Source organism: Pseudomonas sp. TH21, assembly GCF_016651025.1.
GTDB lineage: Bacteria > Pseudomonadota > Gammaproteobacteria > Pseudomonadales > Pseudomonadaceae > Aquipseudomonas > Aquipseudomonas aylmerensis.
This window is the reverse complement of record NZ_JAEKEQ010000001.1, coordinates 5,579,108-5,600,390: the sequence shown is the minus strand read 5'-3', so window position 1 is coordinate 5,600,390 and position 21,283 is coordinate 5,579,108. Positions and strand designations below refer to the sequence as shown.

Sequence of the window (21,283 nt, the reverse complement as noted above, 5' to 3'; positions counted from 1 at the left end):
CGTTTAGAGGTGATAGAAATCCAGCACCGAGTTGATGGTGTCGTTGAGCAGCAACGCGTGCTTGCGGGTGATCAGCCAACTGTCGCCATGGGGTTTCAGGCGGTAGGTGGCGTGCCCGTAGAACTGCTCCGAGGTGGCCAGGCGATAGAACAGCGTGTGCCAGTTCAGGCGCACTTCCAGCGTGCCGTCCGCCTGCTCGTTGATGCGCACGTTATTGATCAGGTGCAAGGTGCGCGGCATCGGCGTGGCGGATGCCGCCTTGCCGGTACGCAGGCGGAAGACGCGGTCCTCCAGGCCCGAACGGTTGGCGTAGTAGATCAGCGACATCTCGCGCTTGGGGTCGCGGGTGTAGACGTGTTCGGAGTCCCATTGCGGCAGATGGAATTCACTCTGGGGGTCGAACAGCTCTACATAGGCGTCCCAGTCCTGGGCATCGCAGAGCTCGGATTTACGGTAGAAAAACTGCTCGATCTGGTACTGCAATGGCGCGCTCATCATTTCACCTCCCGCAGTTTCAACGCGTGTCGATCAAGGCCGTCGAGCAGGAACTGCTGCCAGTTGCGGTGCTGGTTGACGTACAAGCCTTCGTGGGTGAATTCGGTGCCGGTCATGGCCGGCTGGATGCCGATAGCCTCGCTGTTCGGCGTCGGGCCGGTCTCCCAGCGGTGGCTGCCGCGCGAGATGTCGCTCCAGCGCTCCAGGCGGCCCTGGAAGCCACGCTGGGCTTCGCGGAACTCCACGAGGTCGTCCGGTGTGCCCATGCCGGACACGTTGAAGAAATCCTCGAACTGGCGGATGCGGTTCTCGCGGTCGGCGTCGGACTCGCCCTTCACCCCCAGGCACTGGCTGATGATCTCGGTCTTGTTCCACGCCACCGGGCGGATGATGCGCAGCTGTGAGCTGATCTGGTCGAGGAAGAACAGGCTCGGGTAGATGTTCAGGTTGCGCAGGCGGTGCATCATCCACTCGGCTTTTTGCTGGCCGTGCTCTTCGACCAGGCGCGGCATGATCGTGGCGTAGCCGGAGCGCACGCTGGGGTTGGGCATGTCGCTGAACAGCACGCTGTGCCCGTTGTTGAAAGCGAACCAGCCGTCATCGGTATTCGCGTCGCCGGAACCGAGCTTGCTGTAGTCCAGGGTGCTGGCGGAGCCGCTGCCGTTCTCGGTATTGACCTGCTGGCGATGCTGCACCGTGGCCACGTAGTTATAGTGCACGGTGCTGACGTGGTAGCCGTCCAGGCCGTTTTCGTTTTGCAGCTTCCAGTTGCCGTCATAGGTGTAGGCGGACTTGCCCGGCAGCACTTCCAACTCACCGGTGGCGGACTGCGCGACCATCATGTCGAAGAACACTTTGGCATCGCCCAGGAACGCTTCCAGGCTGTCCGTGCCGTGCACGTCCAGGCTGATGAATACGAAGCCCTTGTAGCTGTCGATGCGTGCCTTTTTCAAACCGCGCGTGGCCTTGTCGAAACCTTCCGGGTATTCCCCCGGTGCCTTGACCTTCACCAGCCGGCCGTCACTCTTGTAGCACCAGGCGTGGAACGGGCAGGTGAAGGTGGACTGGTTGCCCTTGCCAACCCGGGTAAGGGTGGTACCGCGATGCTGGCAGGCGTTGATCAGCGCGTTCAGTTGGCCTTCGCCGTCGCGGGTGATGATCATCGGCTGGCGCCCGGCGCGCATCGTCACAAAGTCGTGGTTATTCGCCAGTTCGCTTTCGTGGCAGGCGTAGATCCAGTTCTTCTCGAAGATCAGTTCCATCTCCAGGTCGAACAGCTCCGGCTCGGTGAACATGTCGCGGGCGATACGGAACACGGCATCGGCCGGGCGAAAATCCAGGCAGCTTTCGATAAAGCTTTTCCATTGCTCGACGCTTCTTGCACCACTCATGGGAGGCACCTTTTGATAATGGCTAAACAGGTGGGCCATTAAGAGGCTGCGACGCGGCGCGGGGCTATCCGGTTAATGGGCAAAGGCAGGCCGCAAAGTTGGGCAGCAAATACCCACGGCGGTGCAGGGCGGTGACGTGATGCGCTACTGTCTTGCAAGGTGAGGGTCGAAAAAGCCGGCGGCTTATCCACTTAGTCGACGCTTGCTATCCACCCAGTGGCAATACGGCTGGCGTGGCGTAAAACTTGCTGTCGATCAACCAGGACGCGCCGTCAGAGCGCGCCGGCCACAATTGCCGTGGGTGCCCCGTGATGAGTAGCAATACACGCGATATACGTATCGAGCGTTTCGACCTTGAAGGCGCCTGCAGCTGGATGTCCGGCATCTGCGGGCCGCACCGGCTGCAAACCGCGACGCCGGAGCGCATCCGCTTTCACCACAGTGCCAATGTGTTCAAGTCCCGCGCCACGACGCTGGGGATTATCGAATACGGCACCGATGTCACCATCGATATCGAGGACGCCGAGCACTTCAGCAGCTACAGCCTGACCCTGCCGCTGGTGGGCGAGCAGGAGCTGAGCAAGAACGGCAAACGGCTCATGTCCAACCGTGACCAGGGCGTGATCATCTCGCCCAACGAACATCAGGTGCTGGAAATCTCGGGCGACTGCCGCAAGCTGCAGGTGGTGATCACCCGCGCGGCCATGAGCGAGTCGCTGGAAGGCTTGCTGCAACGGCCGATTGAGGCGCCGCTGCGCTTCGAAGCGGTGATGGATGCAGTCGACGGCGCTTCTGCGTCGTGGTGGCGCATGGCGCGATATTTCATCGCCGAGCTGGAGCGCAGCAGTGAGCTGTATGACCAGGCGGCGTTTACCCGGGACCTGGAAAGTTCGCTGATCAAGGGCTTGATCCTGGCCCAGCCGAACAACTACTCCGAAGAGCTGCGGGACATGCTGGGCGTGAAGCTGCCGCACTATTTGATCCGCGCCCGTCAGTACATCCACGACAACGCCCGCGAAGCGGTGCACCTGGAGGATCTGGAAGCGGCGGCCGGGGTGTCGCGTTTCAAGCTGTTCGACGCCTTTCGCAAATACTTCGCCCTGTCGCCCATGGCCTACCTGAAGAAATACCGCCTGGGCGCCGTGCGCCAGCAAATCCTCGAACACGGCTCAACCCACACCATCTCCGAAATCGCCCTGGGCTGGGGGTTTACCCACCTGGGCCGATTCTCGGCCGAGTACCGCAAGCTGTTCGACGAATCCCCCAGCCAGACGTTGCAACGCAACGACGCCCGGCGCATGCGTGGATGAATACCTTACTCAAAAACAACGGAGATCAACTGTGGGAGCGGGCTTGCTCGCGAATGCGGTGCATCAGCCAACTCATTCGGTGACTGACACTGCGCATTCGCGAGCAAGCCCGCTCCCACATTGGATGTGTGGTGTTCTTTTAGATCAACTCTTCCACCAGTTGCAGGCAATGACTCAGCCCCGGCGACTGATCATTCACCCGCCGGCTGAGGATGATCGGCGACGTCGCGGTGGCTTCCACAATCGGCGTGTAGCCGATGTCCGCGCGGTGCAGCACCTGCACCGAGGCCGGTACCAGCGTCACGCCCATGCCCGCGCCGACCAGGCCGATGGCGGTCTGCAATTCGTTGGTCCACTGCGCCACCTTGAGGCTCAAGCCGTGCGCATCGAACAACGCAATCACATGGTCGGCATAGCTGGGGCGCGGGTTGCCGGGGTACAGCACGATTGGCTCGGCGGCCAGTTGGGCAAGGGTGGCGGGCGCCTCGAGCAGAGGATGGCCGGCGGGCAGTACGGCCACCAGGCGGTCCTCCACCAGCACGCGCTGGACGATGGCCGGGTCGTCGATGCGGATACGCCCGAAACCCACATCAATGCGCCCGGCCTTGAGCGCTTCGACCTGCTGCAGGGTGGTCATCTCCGACAAGCCCAACTCCAGCTCCAGCGCGTCATGGTTGCGCAGGCGCCGGATCAGTTCGGGCAGCACGCCATACAGCGTCGACGGGGCAAAGCCGATGCCCAGCCAGGTCTTCTCACCCTGGCCAATGCGCCGGGTGTTGTCGCAGACCTTGCCCAATTGTTCGAGCAACACATTGGCGTGCTCATAGAAAAACCGCCCGGCTTCGGTCAGCCGCAGGGGCCGGCCGCGTTCAAGCAGGACCACGCCCAACTCATCCTCCAGTTGCTGGATCTGCCGGCTCAACGGCGGCTGGGCGATGTGCAGGCGTTCGGCGGCGCGGGTGAAGTTGAGGGTTTCCCCCAACACCTGGAAATAGCGCAGGTGACGCAGTTCCATGACGGCTCCTTTCATACCTTGAGGGTATTGTGCGAGACCCATTCTATATTGGAAGCCTCGAAAAATAGGGTACAGAATCGGCCAAAACCAATAAAGAACCCAACGGGTATTGCCATGCCGATTTGCGCCATCGAGTCGATCGACACCGTCATCGTCGACCTTCCTACCATCCGCCCGCACAAGCTGGCGATGCACACCATGCAAAACCAGACCCTGGTGATCATCCGCGTGCGCTGCGCCGACGGCATCGAGGGCATCGGTGAAGCCACCACCATTGGCGGCCTGAGCTACGGCAACGAGAGCCCCGACAGCATCAAGGTCAACATCGACCGCCATTTCGCACCGCTGCTGATCGGCCAGGACGCGAGCAATATCAACGCGGCGATGCTGCGCCTGGAGCGCAGTATTCGCGGCAACACCTTTGCCAAGTCAGGTATCGAAAGCGCCTTGCTCGACGCCCTGGGCAAGCGCCTGGACCTGCCGGTGAGCGAGCTGCTCGGGGGCCGCGTGCGTGATGCCTTGCCGGTAGCCTGGACCCTGGCCAGCGGCAACACCGAACAGGACATTGCCGAGGCCGAAAAGATGCTCGACCTGCGTCGCCACCGCATCTTCAAGTTGAAGATCGGTGCCGGTGAAGTCGGGCGCGACCTGGCCCATGTCATCGCGATCAAGAAAGCGTTGGGCGAGCGCGCCAGTGTGCGCGTCGACGTCAACCAGGCGTGGGACGAAGCCGTGGCTCTGCGCGCGTGCAAGGTGCTCGGCGACCACGGTATCGACCTGATCGAACAGCCGATCTCGCGCAACAACCGTAGCGGCATGGCCCGGCTCAACCTGTCCAGCCCGACGCCGATCATGGCGGATGAATCCATCGAGTGCGTGGAGGATGCCTTCAACCTGGCCCGCGAAGGCGCGGCGTCGGTGTTCGCGCTGAAGATCGCCAAGAACGGCGGCCCCCGCGCGGTGTTGCGCACGGCGGCGATTGCCGAGGCCGCGGGGATCGGCCTCTACGGCGGCACCATGCTCGAAGGCGGCATTGGCACCCTGGCCTCGGCGCATGCCTTCCTGACCTTGAACACGCTGGCGTGGGACACCGAACTGTTCGGCCCCTTGTTGCTCACCGAAGACATCCTGGTCGAGCCGCCGGTGTACCGCGATTTCCAGTTGCATGTCTCCACCGCTCCGGGCCTGGGCCTGGCCATCGATGAAGAACGCCTGGCGTTCTTCCGTCGTGACAAACACTAAGAGGCGCCTGCCATGCTGTTCCACGTAAAAATGACCGTGAACCTGCCCGTCGACATGAATCCCGAGCGGGCCGCCAGCCTCAAGGCCGACGAAAAAGCCCTGGCGCAGCGCCTGCAACAACAGGGCAAATGGCGCCACCTGTGGCGCATCGCCGGGCACTACGCCAACTACAGCGTGTTTGATGTCGACAGCGTGCAAGAGCTGCACGACCTGCTGATGCAACTACCGCTCTACCCCTACATGGCCATCGAAGTGAATGCCCTGTGCCGGCACCCTTCGTCGATCCATGAGGACGACCGCTGAGCCTGTTCTGCACCCAATAATTACAAGATGAGGATTGCACCATGTCCATCCGACTGTCCCAGACTGCCCACGCCCAACAGTTCCTCGAGGAAGCCAGCGGCAACCTCAATGACGGCGGCAGCCCGCGCACCAAGGCGCTGATCTACCGGATCCTGCGCGATACGGTAAACATCATCGAAGACCTCGAAGTGACCCCGGAAGAGTTCTGGAAGGCGGTCAACTACCTGAATGAGCTGGGCAAGAACCAGGAGGCGGGACTGCTCGCCGCCGGGCTCGGCCTGGAGCACTACCTGGACTTGCTGATGGACGCCGCTGACGAGCAAGCCGGTAAATCCGGCGGCACTCCGCGCACCATCGAGGGCCCGCTGTATGTGGCCGGTGCGCCGCTGTCCAAGTACGAGGCGCGGCTGGACGATGGCACGGACGCCGCGGTGCCGCTGTTCATGCGCGGGCAAGTGCGTGACACCGATGGCAAACCGTTGGCGGGGGCGATCGTGGATGTGTGGCAGGCCAATACCGGCGGCACCTATTCGTGGTTTGACCCGACGCAATCAGCGTTCAACCTGCGTCGGCGCATCGAGACCGACGCCCAGGGCAACTACCGGTTTCGCAGCATCGTGCCGTCCGGCTACGGCTGCCCGCCGACCGGGCCGACCCAACAGTTGCTTGATCAACTGGGGCGTCACGGGCAGCGGCCGGCGCACATCCACTTCTTTATCTCGGCCCCGGGCCATCGGCACCTGACCACGCAGATCAACCTGTCGGATGATCCGTACCTGCATGACGATTTTGCCTACGCCACGCGGGATGAATTGATCGCCGAAATTCGCTTCAGCGACGATCCGCAACTGGCCCGGGAATTCGGCGTGGAAGGGCGGTTTGCGCAGATTGATTTTGACTTCGAGCTGCAGGTGGCTGACGCACCGGTAGAGCAGAAACGCATGCAGCGCGTGCGCGCCCTCGAAGACTGAACGCGGTAAAAAATGTGGGAGCTGGCTTGCCTGCGATAGCGGTGGTGAATGACACACCGCCATCGCAGGCAAGCCAGCTCCCACAGCTGATGTGGTGTGTCCGTGCTATTTGCGCACTACCAGATCCAGCACTTCATCCCGGTCCTTGATCTTCTGCAACACGATCTCCGAGCGAATATCCATCACCCCCGCCGTGCGGTTCAGGTGGTTCACGATGAAGTCCGAAAAATGCTTGAGGTTGCGTGCCTGCACCCGCAGCACATAGTTGCTGGCGCCGGTGATCACATAGGCACTGGCGACCTCCGGCCAGCCTTGCACCTTCTTGATGAACGTCTCGTGCCAATCCTCCACATCCTGGCGCAATGACAGGTGGACGATGGCCTCCAGCTCAATCCCCAACTGCTCGGCATTCAGGACCGCGCGGTAGCCGCTGATGATTCCCTCGCTCTCCAGCAGGCGCAACCGGCGCAGGCAGGCGGAGGGCGACAGGGCGACCTTTTCCGCCAGTTCCTGGTTGCTGATACGCCCATCCTGTTGCAGGAAATGCAGGAGGCGAAGGTCGGTGGCGTCAAGAATCATGGTTAGAATAAATCCGCGTATTTGGAGGTTAAATTCGAATTTCCTACAGCTTAATTAGCCTGTTACCTACCACTTTGCACGAAAATTCTCTAAAGCTTCGTTCATTATTTGGTCCATATTCCTTATAAAAACCAGGACAGCCCATGACCCTTCGAAGCCATTGCCAAGCCCTAGACGCCCAGGACCCCCTGGCGCCGCTGCGTCAACAGTTCGCCTTGCCGGCGGGCGTGATCTACCTCGACGGCAACTCCCTTGGTGCACGCCCGGTAACCGCGTTGGCGCGGGCGCAGGCGGTGATCGCCGAAGAGTGGGGCAACGGCTTGATTCGCAGTTGGAACAGCGCGGGCTGGGCGGATCTGTCGCAGCGCCTGGGCAATCGCCTGGCACCACTGATCGGTGCGCGCGACGGCGAAGTGGTGATCACCGATACCACCTCGATCAACCTGTTCAAAGTGCTCAGCGCGGCGTTGAGCGTGCAGCGCCAGCGCACGCCGGCGCGCAAGGTAATTGTCAGCGAAGCGAGCAACTTTCCCACCGACCTGTATATCGCCGAAGGCCTTGCCGAACTGCTGCAACAAGGCTATTCCCTGCGGCTGGTCAACAGCCCCGACGAGTTGCCCGAAGCCATCGACCAGGACGTGGCAGTGGTGATGCTCACCCACGTCAACTACAAGACCGGCTACATGTACGACATGCAGGCACTCACCGCCTTGAGCCATGAGTGCGGCGCGTTGAGTATCTGGGACCTGGCCCACTCGGCGGGCGCGGTGCCCATCGACCTGCACGCGGCGGGGGCTGATTACGCGATTGGCTGCACCTACAAATACCTGAACGGCGGGCCGGGCTCCCAGGCGTTTGTGTGGGTGAATCCGGAGTTGGTGGATGTGGTGCGCCAGCCATTGTCGGGCTGGTTCGGGCACACTCGGCAGTTCGCCATGGAGTCGACCTACGCGCCCAGCAGCGGCATTGCACGCTACCTGTGCGGCACGCAGCCGATCACTTCGTTGGCCATGGTCGAATGCGGCCTGGAAATTTTTGCCCAGACCGACATGGCCAGCTTGCGCGCCAAGTCGCTGGCCCTGACCGACCTGTTTATCGACTTGGTCGAAGCCCGTTGCGCCGCCCACGACCTGGTGCTGATCACCCCGCGTGACCACGCCCGGCGAGGCAGCCATGTGAGCTTCGAACACCCTGAAGGCTACGCGGTGATCCAGGCGTTGATCGCCCGTGGCGTGATCGGCGATTACCGCGAGCCGCGCATCATGCGCTTTGGCTTTACCCCGCTGTACACCAGCTTTACCGAGGTGTGGGACGCCGTGGAGATTCTCGGTGAAATCCTCGACAACGCCACGTGGGACCAGGCGCAATTCAAAGTGCGCAACAGCGTTACTTAAGGGCAACACCTTTCACATGTGGGAGCGGGCTTGCCTGCGATGGCGATGGCGAATTCACCGACATCATCGCAGGCCAGCCAGCTCCCACAGGGTCCAACACCGGCAACAACCATCACAATAATAAAGGGGCACCCCACGTGACCACGCCAGACAACGGCTTTGCAGAGATTACCCACCGCGAACTGGGCCTCAGGCGCCAGCTCACTTCCGGCCAGATGAGCATGATCGCCATCGGTGGCGCGATCGGTACCGGGCTGTTCATGGGCAGCGCCTATGCCATCGGCTATGCCGGGCCGAGTGTGCTGATCAGCTATGCCATCGGCGCGCTGATCACCTTGCTGCTGATGGGCTGCCTGGCCGAGATGACGGTGGCCCATTCCACCTCCGGCTCGTTTGGCGCCTACGCCGAGTTCTACATCAGCCCACTGGCCGGATTCCTGGTGCGTTATGCCTACTGGGCGGCGATCGTGCTGGCGGTGGGCGCCGAGGTCACGGCGGTGGCGATGTACATGAAGTACTGGTTCGCCAACGTACCGGAGTGGGTATGGATCGTGTCGTTTTCCAGCGTGCTGATCCTGCTCAATGCGATCAGCGTGAAGACCTTCGGCACCTTCGAATACTGGTTCTCGACCATCAAGATCAGCGCCATCGTCGCCTTCATCCTCCTCGCCGTCTACGTGGTGTTCGGCTCTGGCAACCCGGAATATGGCGTACAGAACTACACGGCCCACGACGGCTTTTTCCCACATGGCCTGAGCGGCATGTGGATCGCGGTGATCGTGTCGATCTTCAGCTACCTCAGCGTGGAGATGATCGCCGTCGCCGCCGGTGAAGCGGCTGACCCGGAACAAGCGGTGAAAAAGGCCTTTCGCGCGACCATCGTGCGGCTGGTGGTGTTCTACCTGCTGACCTTGGCGCTGATGCTCGCCATCGTGCCGTGGAACCAGGCGGGCCAGACCCAGAGCCCGTTCGTCACGGTGATGCAGACCATCGGCATTCCCGGGGCGACCGGGGTGATGAATTTCGTGATCCTGATCGCGGCGCTGTCGGCGATGAACAGCCAGCTCTACATCACCACGCGGATGATGTTCAGCCTGTCTCGCGCAGGTTTTGCGCCCAAGTCCATGGGCGCCCTGAGCAAGAGCGGCATCCCGTTGAATGCGCTGTTGCTGTCCAGCTCGGGCATCGCGCTGGCAACCTTGCTTAACGTGGTGTACCCGGAAAGCTCGTTCACCCTGATGATGGCGATCTCGATGTTTGGCGCGATCTTCACCTGGTTCATGATCTTCCTCACGCACCTGTTCTTCCGGCGCTATCGCCAGCGCCATGGCGGCGCGAAGCTGTCGTTCGAACTGCGCCTGTTTCCCTACAGCACCTTGCTCGGCCTGGTGCTGATGGGCGCGGTGATGATCACCACGTACTTCACTGACGCATTCAAGATGACCCTGGTGTTTGGCGTGCCGTTCCTGCTGATCCTGTCGGCGGTGTATTACGGGTTTTTCCGCAAGGGCAGGGCCAAGGCATCGAACAAGGCCCTGGCGTAACCCGGCAGTTGTTCGAACGAGCGCGCGCATAACAGCAATCGGCGACAGGCCCAGTCCTCCTTGAGCGGCAGGGCCTTGAAGCGGTGCTCCAGCGGCCAGCGTTCCAGCGCAGCCTGGGGCACGATGCCCAGCCCGGCGCCGCCGGCGACCATGCGAATCAGCCCATCAAAGCCATCGGCGCGAATGCGCGTCTGCAAGCGAAAGCCCGCGTGCAGCGCCTGCTCCTCCAGGTACACCGCGAGTGCGCTGTTGGCGGCCAGGCCTACGTAGTCGTATTGCAGGCTGTCGATGAAACTCGCCGTGGTCAACGGATGATCAAGGGGCATGATCAGCACCAGCGGGTCGTCGCGAAACGCCAGCGTCTGCAAACCGTGGGTGTCGACCGCATCAGAGATGATTCCCAGGTCGGCCGTGCCTTGGCGCAAGGCCTGGGTGATGCGCAGGCTCGGCAGCTCCTGCAGGTCGATATCCAGGTTGGCGTGTTCGCGCAGGAAATCCGCCAGCAGTTCCGGCAGGTATTCGCTGAGCGCGGTGGTGTTGCACAACAGGCGCACCTGGCCTTTGACGCCATTGGCGTATTCCGCGAGGTCCTGTTGCAGGTGGTCGGCCTGTTGCAACAGCAGGCGCGCGTGGCGGGCCAGGGCTTTGCCGGCCGGCGTTGGGGTGACGCCACGGCGGCCGCGCTCGAGAAAGGCGATGCCCAGCGAGGCCTCCATCGCCCGGATGCGCGCGCTGGCCGCCGCCAGGGACAGATGACTGCGCGTGGCGCCGGCGGTGATGTTGCCGGTGTCGAGTATGTGCAGGTAGAGGCGCAGGTCGATCAAATCAAAGTGCATGGCGGCTGTTCCCGGGTGATTGGCTTGCCAGCGATGGCGTCATCAGCCTCCCGCAAAACAAGAGGCTGCCTCAGTATATGGCGAATTTCCCGCCGGATCGAAACCCCTCACAATCGCCCCATGAATACCTTCCTGACCTTTTACCAAAACCTCGGCCCAGCCCTGACGCTGCTGGTGATTGGCACCTTCCTGCTGGCCGGCACCGTCAAGGGGGTGATCGGCCTCGGACTGCCCACCGTCGCCATGGGCATGCTCGGCCTGGCTATGCTGCCGGCGCAGGCTGCGGCGTTGCTGATCATTCCCTCGACAGTCACCAATCTCTGGCAACTGGCCTTCGGCGGGCACCTGAGCGCCTTGTTCAAGCGCCTGTGGCCGCTGCTGTTGCTGATTTTTCTCGGCACCGGGCTCGGCAGCGTGTGGCTGGGCATGGACGGCGGCCATTGGGTGGTGCGTGCGCTCGGCGGAGCCTTGCTGGTGTACGCATTGAGCGGGCTGTTTTTGCCCACGCTCAAGGTAAAGCCCGAGACCGAACGCTGGCTCGGCCCGCTGTGTGGGCTGATCACGGGGGTGATCACCTCGGCCACCGGTGTGTTTGTGATTCCGGCTGTGCCGTACCTGCAGGCATTGGGCTTGAACCGCGATGAGTTGGTGCAGGCGCTGGGCCTGTCGTTCACGGTTTCGACGCTGGCGCTGGCCGCCGGTTTGGCCTGGCGCGGCAACCTCGGCGGTGGCGAAATCAACGCCTCGATGTTGGCGTTGGTCCCGGCGCTGCTGGGGATGTGGCTGGGCCAGACGCTGCGCCAGCGCATCAGCGCGGTGGTGTTCAAACGCGTATTTTTCATCGGCATGGCGCTGTTGGGGGGTCACCTACTGATTGGCGGATAATTCACGAGTGCGTAGTTATTCGTGCGTATGGGTCAAATGCATTTTGCTGCATCACCGCTTATTCCCAGGGTTGCGAGTCGCTAGTCTGCCGCCAGACATTTCTAACCCCTTGGATCCCTACGATGAAAAAAGTCCTCCTGCTCAACGGCGGTAAAAAGTTCGCCCACTCCGATGGTCGCTACAACGCCACCCTGCACGACGCCGCCGTGGCCGTGCTGGACCGTGGCGGTATCGACGTCAAAGTCACCCACATTGACGAAGGCTACGATGTCGCCGAAGAAGTGGCCAAATTCCTCTGGGCTGACGTGATCATCTACCAGATGCCCGGCTGGTGGATGGGCGCACCGTGGATCGTCAAAAAGTACATCGACGAGGTCTTCACCGAAGGCCACGGCAGCCTGTACGCCAGCGACGGCCGCACCCGTTCCGATTCGTCGCAGAAATACGGCAGCGGCGGCCTGATCCAGGGCAAGCAGTACATGCTCTCGCTGACCTGGAACGCGCCGCAGCAAGCCTTCGACGACCCGAGCGATTTCTTTGAGGCCAAGGGTGTCGACGCGGTGTACTTTGCGTTCCACAAGGCCAACGAGTTCCTCGGCATGACCGGCCTGCCGACCTTCCTGTGCGTGGACGTGATGAAACGCCCGGCCATTGAGGCCGACGTGGCGCGCTACGAGCAGCACCTGGCGCAGGTGTTCAACCTCTCGGTGTAAGCTGGCAGGAATCGATAAAGAGGACAGCCTGTGAAAGCCCGATCCGATGAGCTCCAGATCTTCGTCAGCGTGATTGAGTGCGGTTCGATTTCCGCCGCAGCGGAGCAGGTCGGGCAGACGCCCTCGGCGGTCAGCCGCACCCTGTCGCGCCTGGAAGCCAAGCTCGACACCACGTTGATCAACCGCACCACGCGGCGCATGGACCTGACCGAGGAAGGTAAGTATTTCTTCGAGCAGGCCAAGGTGATCCTGGCGCAGATGGAGGAGCTGGAAGAACGCTTGTCGTCGCGTCAGAAAAATCCGGCCGGGCGCCTGCGCATCAATGCTGCCGTACCGTTCATGCTGCATGGGATCGTGCCGTACATCGACGAGTTTCGCCGTTTGTACCCGGATATCCAGCTGGAGCTGAACAGCGATGACTTGATCATCGACCTGCTGGAACAGAGCACCGACATCGCCATTCGCATCGGCGTGCTGGCCGATTCGACCCTGCATGCGCGCGCCCTCGGCTGGTCGCCGCTGCATATCCTCGCCAGCCCTGAATACCTCAAGCAGCACGGCGCCCCGGCAACGGTGGCCGAGCTGGCCGACCACACGTTGCTGGGGTTTACCCAGACCGAAACCCTCAACCACTGGCCATTGCGCCATGTGGAGGGCGACCGCTGGCTGATCCAGCCGGGGATTGCTGCGTCGAGTGGCGAAACCCTGCGTCACCTGGCGTTGGCAGGGCAGGGGATTTGCTGCCTGTCGAATTTCATGACCCTGGAAGACATCAGCGCCGGGCGCCTGGTGCCGGTGCTGGAAGCGTTCAATACCGGTTATCGCCAGCCGATCCACGCGGTGTTCTACCGCAACTCGCAACTGGCGCTGCGCATCCAGTGCTTCCTGGACTTCATCCAGGCCAAATTGGCGCGCTATGCCCGTTGATTCGTGACCTGCGCGCAAGAGTGAATTGGGCACCAGGGGCTTATTCGCCAGGGAGGGGTCCGTAACAATGGGCCCATCACTTACCCAGTCAGGAGCACACTCCATGAACGTATTCGTCACCGGCGCTGCAGGTTTTATCGGCGGCTCCATCGCCACGGGCCTGGTCAAGGCCGGCCATCACGTTACCGGCCTGGTGCGCAGCGCCGAGCAAGCGGCTGAAATGAGCGCCCTGGGCATTACCCCAGTCATCGGCACCCTGGATGACTCCGGCGTATTGACCGAGCAGGCCAAGCGCGCCGATGCGGTGATCAACGCTGCGAGCAGCGACCATCGTGCTGCCGTGGAAACCTTGCTGGCCGCGTTGAAAGGTTCGAACAAGCCATTCCTGCACACCAGCGGTTCGAGCATTGTTGGTGATGCATCCGGCGGCAAGGCCAGTGATGTCATCTACTTTGAAGACAACCTGCCGGCGCCGACGGTCGACAAGGCTGCGCGCGTGGCCATCGACAACCTGATCCTGGCGGCCGCCAACGACGGCGTGAACTCGGCGGTGATCTGCAACACCTTGATCTACGGGCACAGCCTGGGTGTGAAGCGTGACAGCGTGCAATTGCCGCGCTTGCTCAAGCAGGCCCGCAAGAGCGGCGTGGTGCACCACGTGGGGACCGGGCAGAACATCTGGTCCAACGTGCACATTGACGACGTGGTGGCCCTGTATCTGCTGGCGCTGACCAGGAACGTGCCGGGCACCTTCTACTTTGTGGAAAGCGGCGAGGCGGCGTTTATCGACATGACCACCGCGATTGCCGCCGCCCTGAACCTGGGCCAGCCGCAGGATTGGCCATTGGCTGAGGCTGAAGCCGAGTGGGGCTATGAAATGGCCAACTATGGCCTGGGCTCCAACAGCCGCGTGCGCGGCAAACACGCGCGTGAACTGCTGGGCTGGGCGCCGAAGCGTACGTCGGTGGTGGAGTGGATTCGCCACGAGATGGTCTGATTTTTCTGCCGCTCAACTTGTGGCTGTAGCTGTAGCTATGGCTGTAGTTGTAGCTGTAGCTGTGGCTCTGGCTGCAGTTGTAGTTGTAGTTGGGCGGGCGGGCTTTTTGTGGCGAGCGGGCTTGCCCCGCGTTGGGCTGCGAAGCAGCCCCATCCCAGCCACCGCCTATATTCCGACAGATATGCGCTGAATGGTTTGGGGGGGCTGCTTCGCAGCCCAACGCGGGGCAAGCCCGCTCGCCACATGGAACGCGTCCGCCACACACAATTGCCTATCACACCAAGCCCGTCTGCCACACACAATTGCCTATCACAACAAGCCCGTCCGCCACACACGCGTGCCTGTCAGAACGACTCCGTTTGTCACAACCGGCCCGTTCCCCACCGGGGATTGCCTGCCTGAAAAATCTGGTTCTGCCGCGTTCAATTCCGTACCATTCCCGGCCTTATCCCCGCAATGCCCTGGTACCTCATGAACCTCACCCGCCTGCGCGCCGATGCCCTGGCCGGCCTCACCACGTCTTTTGCGTTGCTGCCCGAATGCATCGCCTTTGCCCTGGTCGCCCACCTCAACCCGCTGATGGGCCTCTACGGCGCCTTTATCATCTGTACCCTCACGGCGCTGTTTGGCGGCCGGCCCGGCATGGTGTCGGGGGCGGCGGGCTCGATGGCGGTGGTGATCGTCGCGCTCGTGGTACAGCACGGCGTGGAGTACCTGCTGGCGACGGTGCTGCTGGGCGGGCTGATCATGGTCGCGTTCGGCCTGTTGCGCCTGGGCAAGCTGGTGCGCATGGTGCCGCACCCGGTGATGCTGGGGTTCGTCAACGGCCTGGCGATCATTATTGCGCTGGCGCAACTGGAACACTTCAAAAGCGGTGACACCTGGCTCAGCGGTACGCCGTTGTATGTGATGACCGGCCTGGTGCTGGTGACCATGGCCATCGTCTACCTGCTGCCGCGCATAACGCGCGCCGTGCCGCCGGCCCTGGTGGCGATTCTCGGCGTGGGCCTGGCGGTGTACCTGCTCGGCCTGCCGACCCGCACCCTCGGCGACATGGCCCACATCGCCGGCGGCCTGCCGACCTTTGCCCTGCCGCAGATCCCCTGGACCCTGGAAACCCTCGGCATCATCGCGCCCTACGCGTTCCTGATGGCCATGGTCGGCCTGCTGGAAACCCTGCTGACCTTGAACCTCACCGACGAAATCACCGAAAGCCGGGGCTACCCCGACCGCGAAAGCGTGGCCCTGGGGGCGGCGAATATGGTCTCGGGCCTGTTCGGTGGCATGGGCGGTTGCGCGATGATCGGGCAAACCGTGATCAACCTCAGTTCTGGCGGGCGCGGGCGTTTTTCCGGGGTGTTTGCCGGGGTGATGATCCTGTTGTTCATTCTGTTTCTGTCGCCGCTGATCGAGCGGATCCCGCTGGCGGCGCTGGTGGGGGTGATGTTTGTGGTGTCCCAGCAGACCTTCGCCTGGGCGTCGCTGCGGGTCATCAACAAAGTGCCGTTCAATGACGTGCTGGTGATTCTCGCGGTGACGGTGATCACCGTGTTCACCGACCTGGCCACCGCCGTGCTGTGCGGCATCGTGATTGCTGCGCTGAATTTTGCCTGGCAACAGGCGCGGGAATTGTATGCCGATGAGCACCTGGAGGCCGACGGCAGCAAGCTCTATCGCCTGCACGGCACCTTGTTCTTCGCCTCGACTACGCCATTCCTGAACCAATTCGATCCAGCCAACGACCCGGCCCAGGTGACGCTGGACTGCCGTCACCTGAGCTTTGTCGACTATTCAGCGATTGCCGCGCTGATGACCCTGCGCGAGCGCTACACCAAGGCCGGCAAGCACCTGCGGGTGCTGCATTTGTCCGAGCGCTGCAAGAAGCTGCTCAAGCGCGCCAAGGTCCATCACGATTAACCTGCGGGCTTCTACAAGGGGAGTTATGGCCCGACCAGGTCTTCGAGTTCCTGGGCGCGGGTCTGGGTCATGTCCAGCACGCAGCCGGAGCCATTGACCTGGTCGATCGTGCCGCCGGTGGCACTGCCGGCGAAGGCACAATTGGCGTCGCGGTATTTTATCCACAGGCGCTGCACGTCCTGCAGCTGCTGTTTGCGCGCGCCTTCCTGGGCGGCGAGGGCGGTCTTGTAGGCGCGGTTCAGGCGATCGTCCTGCACCTTGGCTTCCTTGGCGTTGCAACCGACCATGTCGGCGGTCGTGTTGGCGCCGTCCATGCATTTTTTCAGCGCCGCGTTATCGGCGGCCGAGGCAGCGCCGCACAAGGTCAGAAACAGCGCGCCGGCGGCGAGGGAGGTGCGAATCATGGTCGATTTTCCTGGGCATGAGTGGATGCGCATTCTATGACTCAACGCCCGCCCCTGAGTTTCCGGCAGTTGCTGATCTTCATGTAAGAACACACCTTGAATTTTCATGCGTGCGTGTCGGGCATATCCCAACGCGACAGCACGTGTCTGTGGGCGAAAATTACTTTCATAAAATTTGAAAATACTCCTCGGTAATGATTTATGAGTTTCACAACCAATTCGACGTGACCCTTTCCGAGGAGTACCGCATGGCCGCATTACCGGGCTTCGGGCTATTGGCATACGCTGCCATTGCCATCATTGCATTGATCGTGCTGATTGCACGTTACCGACTCAACCCGTTTATCGTCATCACCCTGGTGTCCATCGGCCTCGCGCTGATGGCCGGGATGCCGGCGGACACCATCATGGGGTCTTATGAGGCGGGTGTCGGCAAGACGCTGGGGCACATCGCCCTGGTGGTGGCGCTGGGCACCATGCTCGGCAAGATGATGGCCGAATCCGGCGGCGCCGAGCAGGTGGCGCGCACGCTGATCAACCGCTTCGGCGAGCGCAATGCCCACTGGGCCATGGTGTGCATCGCCTTCCTGGTGGGGTTGCCGCTGTTTTTCGAGGTCGGTTTTGTGTTGCTGGTGCCGATCGCCTTTACCGTGGCACGGCGCGTGGGCGTGTCGATCCTGATGGTCGGGCTGCCGATGGTCGCCGGCTTGTCGGTGGTGCATGCGCTGGTGCCGCCGCACCCGGCGGCGATGATGGCGGTGCTGGCCTATAACGCATCGGTGGGGCAGACCGTGCTCTACGCGATCCTCATCGGCATCCCGACGGCGATCATCGCCGGTCCTGTGTATGCCAAATTCATCGTGCCGCGTATTCACCTGCCGGCGGAAAACCCGCTGGAACGCCAGTTCATCGAGCGCGAGCCTCGCGAGCGCTTGCCGAGCTTTGCGCTGACCATGGGTACCATCCTGTTGCCGGTGGTGCTGATGATGATCGGCGGTTGGGCCAACGTCATTTCCACCCCGGGCACCGGGTTCAACCAATTCCTGTTGTTTATCGGCAACTCGGTGATCGCCCTGCTGGTGGCGACCCTGGTGAGCTTCTGGACCCTGGGCCTGGCGCAAGGCTTCAACCGCGAGTCGATCCTCAAGTTCACCAATGAATGCCTGGCGCCGACCGCGAGCATCACCTTGCTGGTGGGCGCGGGCGGTGGCCTGAACCGGATCCTCGTGGATGCAGGCGTCACCAATGAAATCCTTGGCCTGGCCCATGCGTTCCAGTTGTCGCCGCTGGTGATGGGGTGGCTGTTTGCAGCCCTGATGCGCATTGCCACGGGTTCGGCCACGGTGGCCATGACCACCGCATCCGGCGTGGTAGCGCCGGTTGCCCTGGGAATGGGTTATCCACACCCTGAATTGCTGGTGCTGGCCACCGGTGCGGGCTCGGTAATCTTTTCCCACGTCAACGACGGCGGCTTCTGGCTGATCAAGGAATACTTCAATATGACGGTGATCCAGACCTTCAAGACCTGGACCGTATTGGAGACCCTGATTTCGGTGGTCGCCTTCGGTCTCACGTATGGTCTGTCCTGCATTTTGTAACCCGGAGACCCCATGGACATCCTCTACCAGATCCGCGCCCGCCAGGATTCCTTCAGCGCCGGCGAAGGGCGTATCGCCAGGCTGATGCTTGAGGATGTGGCATTTGCCGCGTCGGCCAGCCTGGAAGAGTTGTCCCAGCGGGCCGAAGTCAGCACCGCAACCTTGTCGCGGTTTGCGCGCAGTGTCGGCTGTCGCGACTTGCGCGATCTGCGCCTGCAACTGGCCCAGGCCAGTGGTGTCGGCAGTCGCTTCCTGGACCCGGCGGGGCTGCCCGAGCAGTCGGCGTTTCATCGGCAGATACTCGGCGATATCGAAACGACGTTGCGTCAGCATTTGTCGGGGTTCAACCAGGCGAGTTTTGTCGATGCGGTCAACCTGCTCGGCAAGGCGCGGATGATTCACGCCTTCGGCATGGGCGGCCCGTCGAGCCTGTGCAGCGACGAGTTGCAGGTGCGCCTGGTGCGCCTGGGGTACCCGATTGCTGCCAGCCACGACCCGGTGATGATGCGGGTCACGGCCGCGACGCTGGGGCCCGAACAGGCACTGATCGTCTGCTCGCTGACCGGCCTCACGCCCGAGTTGCTGGAGGTGGTGAAGCTGGCGCGCAACTACGACGCGCGCATTGTCGCTATCACCCTGGCCGATTCTCCGCTGGCCGAATTGGCGGATGTCCTGCTGCCGCTGCAACCGGCCGAAACCAGTTTTATCTACAAACCTACGGCGGCGCGCTACGGAATGCTGCTGGCCATCGACCTGCTCGCCACCGAGCTGGCGCTGGCCATGCCGGACGACAACCAGGAACGCCTGCGCCGGATCAAGCTGGCCCTGGACGATTATCGCGGCGGCCCTGACAGCCTGCCGCTTGGAGACTGATATGAAGTACGACACGCTGATTCGCCAGGCGCTGATCATCGATGGCAGCAACACCGAAGGCTATGTTGCCGATGTGGGGCTGCGCGACGGGCGCATCGAAACGATCGGCGATTTGTCGGCAGCACACGCCGAGCATGAAATCGAGGCCGCGGGCCGGGTGCTGGCACCGGGTTTCATCGACGTGCACACCCACGATGACACGGTGGTGATCCGCCATCCGCAGATGCTGCCCAAGCTCAGCCAGGGTGTGACCACGGTGATCGTCGGCAACTGTGGCATCAGTGCGTCGCCGGTGAGCCTGCGCGGCGCCCCGCCGGACCCGATGAACCTGTTGGGCACGCGTGAAGCCTTCGCCTATCCGCGTTTTATCGATTACCGCCTGGCGGTCGAAAACGCTCACCCGGCCGTCAACGTCGCCGCGCTGATCGGCCACACGGCGCTGCGCAGCAACCATATGGACGATCTGCACCGCACCGCCACGCCCGGTGAAATCGCGCACATGCGGGCGCAGTTGCAGGAAAGTCTCGAAGCCGGCGCGCTGGGCTTATCCACAGGCCTGGCCTACGCCAGTGCGTTCGATGCCGAGACCGATGAAGTGCTGCAACTGAGTGAAGAACTGACGGCCTTCGGTGCGGTGTACACCACCCATCTGCGCAGCGAATTCGAGCCGGTGCTGGAGGCGATGGACGAGGCTTTCCTGATCGGCCGGCATGCCAAGGCGCCGGTGATCATTTCCCACCTCAAATGCGCCGGTGCCGGTAACTGGGGGCGTAGTCCACAGCTGTTGGCGGCGCTGGAGTTGGCGGCGAAAACCCACCCGGTCGGCTGTGATTGTTATCCCTATGCGGCGAGTTCTTCGACCCTGGACCTCAAGCAAGTCACCGATGCGTTTCGCATCACCATCACCTGGTCCACGCCGCATCCGGAGATGGGCGGGCGTGACTTGCAGGACATCGCTGCCGAGTGGGACGTTTCGCTGATGGACGCGGCGCGTCGCCTGCAACCGGCAGGGGCGGTGTACTACGGGATGGATGAAGCGGATGTACGACGCATCCTTGCGCATCCGCTGTCGATGGTGGGGTCGGACGGCTTGCCCGAAGACCCGTTTCCGCACCCGCGTTTATGGGGCGCGTTTCCACGGGTGCTGGGGCATTTCAGCCGTGACGTGGGGTTGTTTCCACTGCACACGGCGGTGCACAAAATGACCGGGTTGTCGGCGGCGCGTTTTGGCCTGGCTGAGCGCGGTGAAATCCGTGAAGGGTATTGGGCTGACCTGGTGTTGTTCGATCCCCTGCGGGTGCGCGATGTGGCGGACTTCAAAGCCCCGCAACGTGCCGCCGAGGGCATTGACGGTGTGTGGGTCAATGGCGTGCTGAGCTACAGCGACGGGCAGGCCAATGGTCAGCGGCCGGGACGGTTTTTGGCGCGCAGCGGGGATTTGCGCGGCGGGTTTTCGTCTCTATAGTGGGCGATCTCATACACGGAGCGAGCGCAATGCACTTAGGAAAAGTCACCCCCATCCTGCGGATCTTCGACGAGGCCAAGGCGTTGGAGTTTTACGTCGATTTCCTCGGGTTCAAGGTGGATTGGCAGCATCGCTTCGAAGCGAATTTCCCGCTGTATTTGCAGGTGTCGTTGGGCGACTGCGTGCTGCATCTGTCCGAACACCACGGCGATGCTTCGCCCGGCTCGGCGGTGCGGATTCAGGCGCAGGGCGTGGACGCGTACCAGCAGCAATTGCTGGCCAAGGGTTATCGGTATGCCAAGCCTGGGGTTGAAGCAACGCCTTGGGGCTCGCGGGAGATGAGCATCGGCGACCCATTTGGCAATCGGCTGGTGTTTGTCGAGGAAGGCGAGGGCTGATCGGTCAATCGCAGGCAATAAAAAAC

The 21,283-nt window shown here is 62.3% G+C and carries 21 protein-coding genes; 15 read left to right on the top strand and 6 right to left on the bottom strand.

Annotated features, from left to right (window positions below):
• Positions 1 to 3: 3 nt before the first annotated feature.
• Positions 4 to 495, bottom strand: coding sequence for an anthranilate 1,2-dioxygenase small subunit (antB, locus tag JFU04_RS24830; RefSeq protein ID WP_065908425.1), 492 nt, complete (start codon positions 493 to 495; stop codon positions 4 to 6).
• Positions 495 to 1,886: an anthranilate 1,2-dioxygenase large subunit gene (antA, locus tag JFU04_RS24825; RefSeq protein ID WP_201145872.1), complete on the bottom strand. Its 1,392-nt coding sequence runs from the start codon at positions 1,884 to 1,886 to the stop codon at positions 495 to 497. Before antA ends, antB begins: the two co-directional genes overlap by 1 nt.
• Positions 1,887 to 2,197: 311 nt before the next feature.
• Here antA and JFU04_RS24820 point away from each other — a divergent pair, with 311 nt between their 5' ends.
• Complete coding sequence (locus JFU04_RS24820; protein ID WP_065908474.1) at positions 2,198 to 3,196, top strand: AraC family transcriptional regulator; 999 nt, start codon at positions 2,198 to 2,200, stop codon at positions 3,194 to 3,196.
• A gap of 139 nt (positions 3,197 to 3,335) precedes the next feature.
• Here the strand turns inward: JFU04_RS24820 and JFU04_RS24815 are convergent, their stop codons facing one another.
• Positions 3,336 to 4,211 carry a LysR family transcriptional regulator gene (locus tag JFU04_RS24815; protein ID WP_065908428.1) on the bottom strand — a complete coding sequence of 292 codons (876 nt, stop codon included), beginning with the start codon at positions 4,209 to 4,211 and terminating at the stop codon, positions 3,336 to 3,338.
• A gap of 114 nt (positions 4,212 to 4,325) precedes the next feature.
• Between JFU04_RS24815 and JFU04_RS24810 the strand changes: the two genes are divergently transcribed.
• From JFU04_RS24810 to catA, 3 genes are read left to right on the top strand one after another with little or no spacing between them, the layout of a single operon-like run.
• Positions 4,326 to 5,453: a muconate cycloisomerase family protein gene (locus tag JFU04_RS24810; RefSeq protein ID WP_065908429.1), complete on the top strand. Its 1,128-nt coding sequence runs from the start codon at positions 4,326 to 4,328 to the stop codon at positions 5,451 to 5,453.
• 12 nt (positions 5,454 to 5,465) lie between these two features.
• Positions 5,466 to 5,756, top strand: coding sequence for a muconolactone Delta-isomerase (catC, locus tag JFU04_RS24805; RefSeq protein ID WP_201145871.1), 291 nt, complete (start codon positions 5,466 to 5,468; stop codon positions 5,754 to 5,756).
• A gap of 41 nt (positions 5,757 to 5,797) precedes the next feature.
• On the top strand, positions 5,798 to 6,727 hold the full coding sequence (catA, locus tag JFU04_RS24800; protein ID WP_065908436.1) for a catechol 1,2-dioxygenase: 930 nt from the start codon (positions 5,798 to 5,800) through the stop codon (positions 6,725 to 6,727).
• Positions 6,728 to 6,832: 105 nt separating this feature from the next.
• On the opposite strand, the gene JFU04_RS24795 is transcribed toward catA, so the two are convergent.
• Complete coding sequence (locus JFU04_RS24795) at positions 6,833 to 7,306, bottom strand: Lrp/AsnC family transcriptional regulator (RefSeq protein ID WP_003176072.1); 474 nt, start codon at positions 7,304 to 7,306, stop codon at positions 6,833 to 6,835.
• Positions 7,307 to 7,449: 143 nt separating this feature from the next.
• Between JFU04_RS24795 and kynU the strand changes: the two genes are divergently transcribed.
• Positions 7,450 to 8,700: a kynureninase gene (kynU, locus tag JFU04_RS24790; protein WP_201145870.1), complete on the top strand. Its 1,251-nt coding sequence runs from the start codon at positions 7,450 to 7,452 to the stop codon at positions 8,698 to 8,700.
• Between the two features lie 137 nt (positions 8,701 to 8,837).
• Entirely contained in the window at positions 8,838 to 10,244 is a 1,407-nt protein-coding gene (locus JFU04_RS24785) for an amino acid permease (protein WP_201145869.1), read from the top strand.
• Here the strand turns inward: JFU04_RS24785 and JFU04_RS24780 are convergent.
• Positions 10,190 to 11,080, bottom strand: a complete 891-nt coding sequence (locus JFU04_RS24780) for a LysR substrate-binding domain-containing protein (protein ID WP_201145868.1) — start codon at positions 11,078 to 11,080, stop codon at positions 10,190 to 10,192. The genes JFU04_RS24785 and JFU04_RS24780 overlap by 55 nt on opposite strands.
• Positions 11,081 to 11,200: 120 nt before the next feature.
• Between JFU04_RS24780 and JFU04_RS24775 the strand changes: the two genes are divergently transcribed.
• The 5 genes from JFU04_RS24775 to JFU04_RS24755 all read left to right on the top strand — a co-directional run bounded on the left by JFU04_RS24775 (position 11,201) and on the right by JFU04_RS24755 (position 16,519).
• Positions 11,201 to 11,965: a sulfite exporter TauE/SafE family protein gene (locus JFU04_RS24775; RefSeq protein ID WP_201145867.1), complete on the top strand. Its 765-nt coding sequence runs from the start codon at positions 11,201 to 11,203 to the stop codon at positions 11,963 to 11,965.
• A 122-nt stretch (positions 11,966 to 12,087) separates the two neighbouring features.
• Positions 12,088 to 12,678, top strand: a complete 591-nt coding sequence (locus JFU04_RS24770; RefSeq protein ID WP_065908447.1) for an NAD(P)H-dependent oxidoreductase — start codon at positions 12,088 to 12,090, stop codon at positions 12,676 to 12,678.
• A 30-nt stretch (positions 12,679 to 12,708) separates the two neighbouring features.
• Entirely contained in the window at positions 12,709 to 13,605 is an 897-nt protein-coding gene (locus JFU04_RS24765; protein WP_065908448.1) for a LysR family transcriptional regulator, read from the top strand.
• Between the two features lie 103 nt (positions 13,606 to 13,708).
• The gene (locus JFU04_RS24760; protein ID WP_201145866.1) at positions 13,709 to 14,602 is read left to right on the top strand and encodes an NAD-dependent epimerase/dehydratase family protein; all 894 of its coding nucleotides are present in this window, start codon (positions 13,709 to 13,711) and stop codon (positions 14,600 to 14,602) included.
• Positions 14,603 to 15,073: 471 nt separating this feature from the next.
• A complete protein-coding gene (locus JFU04_RS24755) occupies positions 15,074 to 16,519 on the top strand; it encodes a SulP family inorganic anion transporter (RefSeq protein WP_106802641.1) in 1,446 nt (481 codons plus the stop codon).
• 23 nt (positions 16,520 to 16,542) lie between these two features.
• Here the strand turns inward: JFU04_RS24755 and JFU04_RS24750 are convergent, their stop codons facing one another.
• The gene (locus JFU04_RS24750; RefSeq protein WP_065908454.1) at positions 16,543 to 16,923 is read right to left on the bottom strand and encodes a lysozyme inhibitor LprI family protein; all 381 of its coding nucleotides are present in this window, start codon (positions 16,921 to 16,923) and stop codon (positions 16,543 to 16,545) included.
• A 248-nt stretch (positions 16,924 to 17,171) separates the two neighbouring features.
• Here JFU04_RS24750 and JFU04_RS24745 point away from each other — a divergent pair, with 248 nt between their 5' ends.
• The 4 genes from JFU04_RS24745 to JFU04_RS24730 are packed head-to-tail and all read left to right on the top strand — an operon-like array spanning position 17,172 to position 21,257.
• Complete coding sequence (locus JFU04_RS24745; protein WP_106802642.1) at positions 17,172 to 18,521, top strand: GntT/GntP/DsdX family permease; 1,350 nt, start codon at positions 17,172 to 17,174, stop codon at positions 18,519 to 18,521.
• Positions 18,522 to 18,533: 12 nt separating this feature from the next.
• Complete coding sequence (locus JFU04_RS24740; protein ID WP_065908458.1) at positions 18,534 to 19,394, top strand: MurR/RpiR family transcriptional regulator; 861 nt, start codon at positions 18,534 to 18,536, stop codon at positions 19,392 to 19,394.
• Position 19,395: 1 nt separating this feature from the next.
• The gene (locus tag JFU04_RS24735; protein ID WP_201145865.1) at positions 19,396 to 20,859 is read left to right on the top strand and encodes an N-acyl-D-amino-acid deacylase family protein; all 1,464 of its coding nucleotides are present in this window, start codon (positions 19,396 to 19,398) and stop codon (positions 20,857 to 20,859) included.
• A gap of 29 nt (positions 20,860 to 20,888) precedes the next feature.
• Positions 20,889 to 21,257, top strand: coding sequence for a glyoxalase superfamily protein (locus tag JFU04_RS24730; RefSeq protein ID WP_201145864.1), 369 nt, complete (start codon positions 20,889 to 20,891; stop codon positions 21,255 to 21,257).
• Positions 21,258 to 21,283 lie beyond the last annotated feature (26 nt).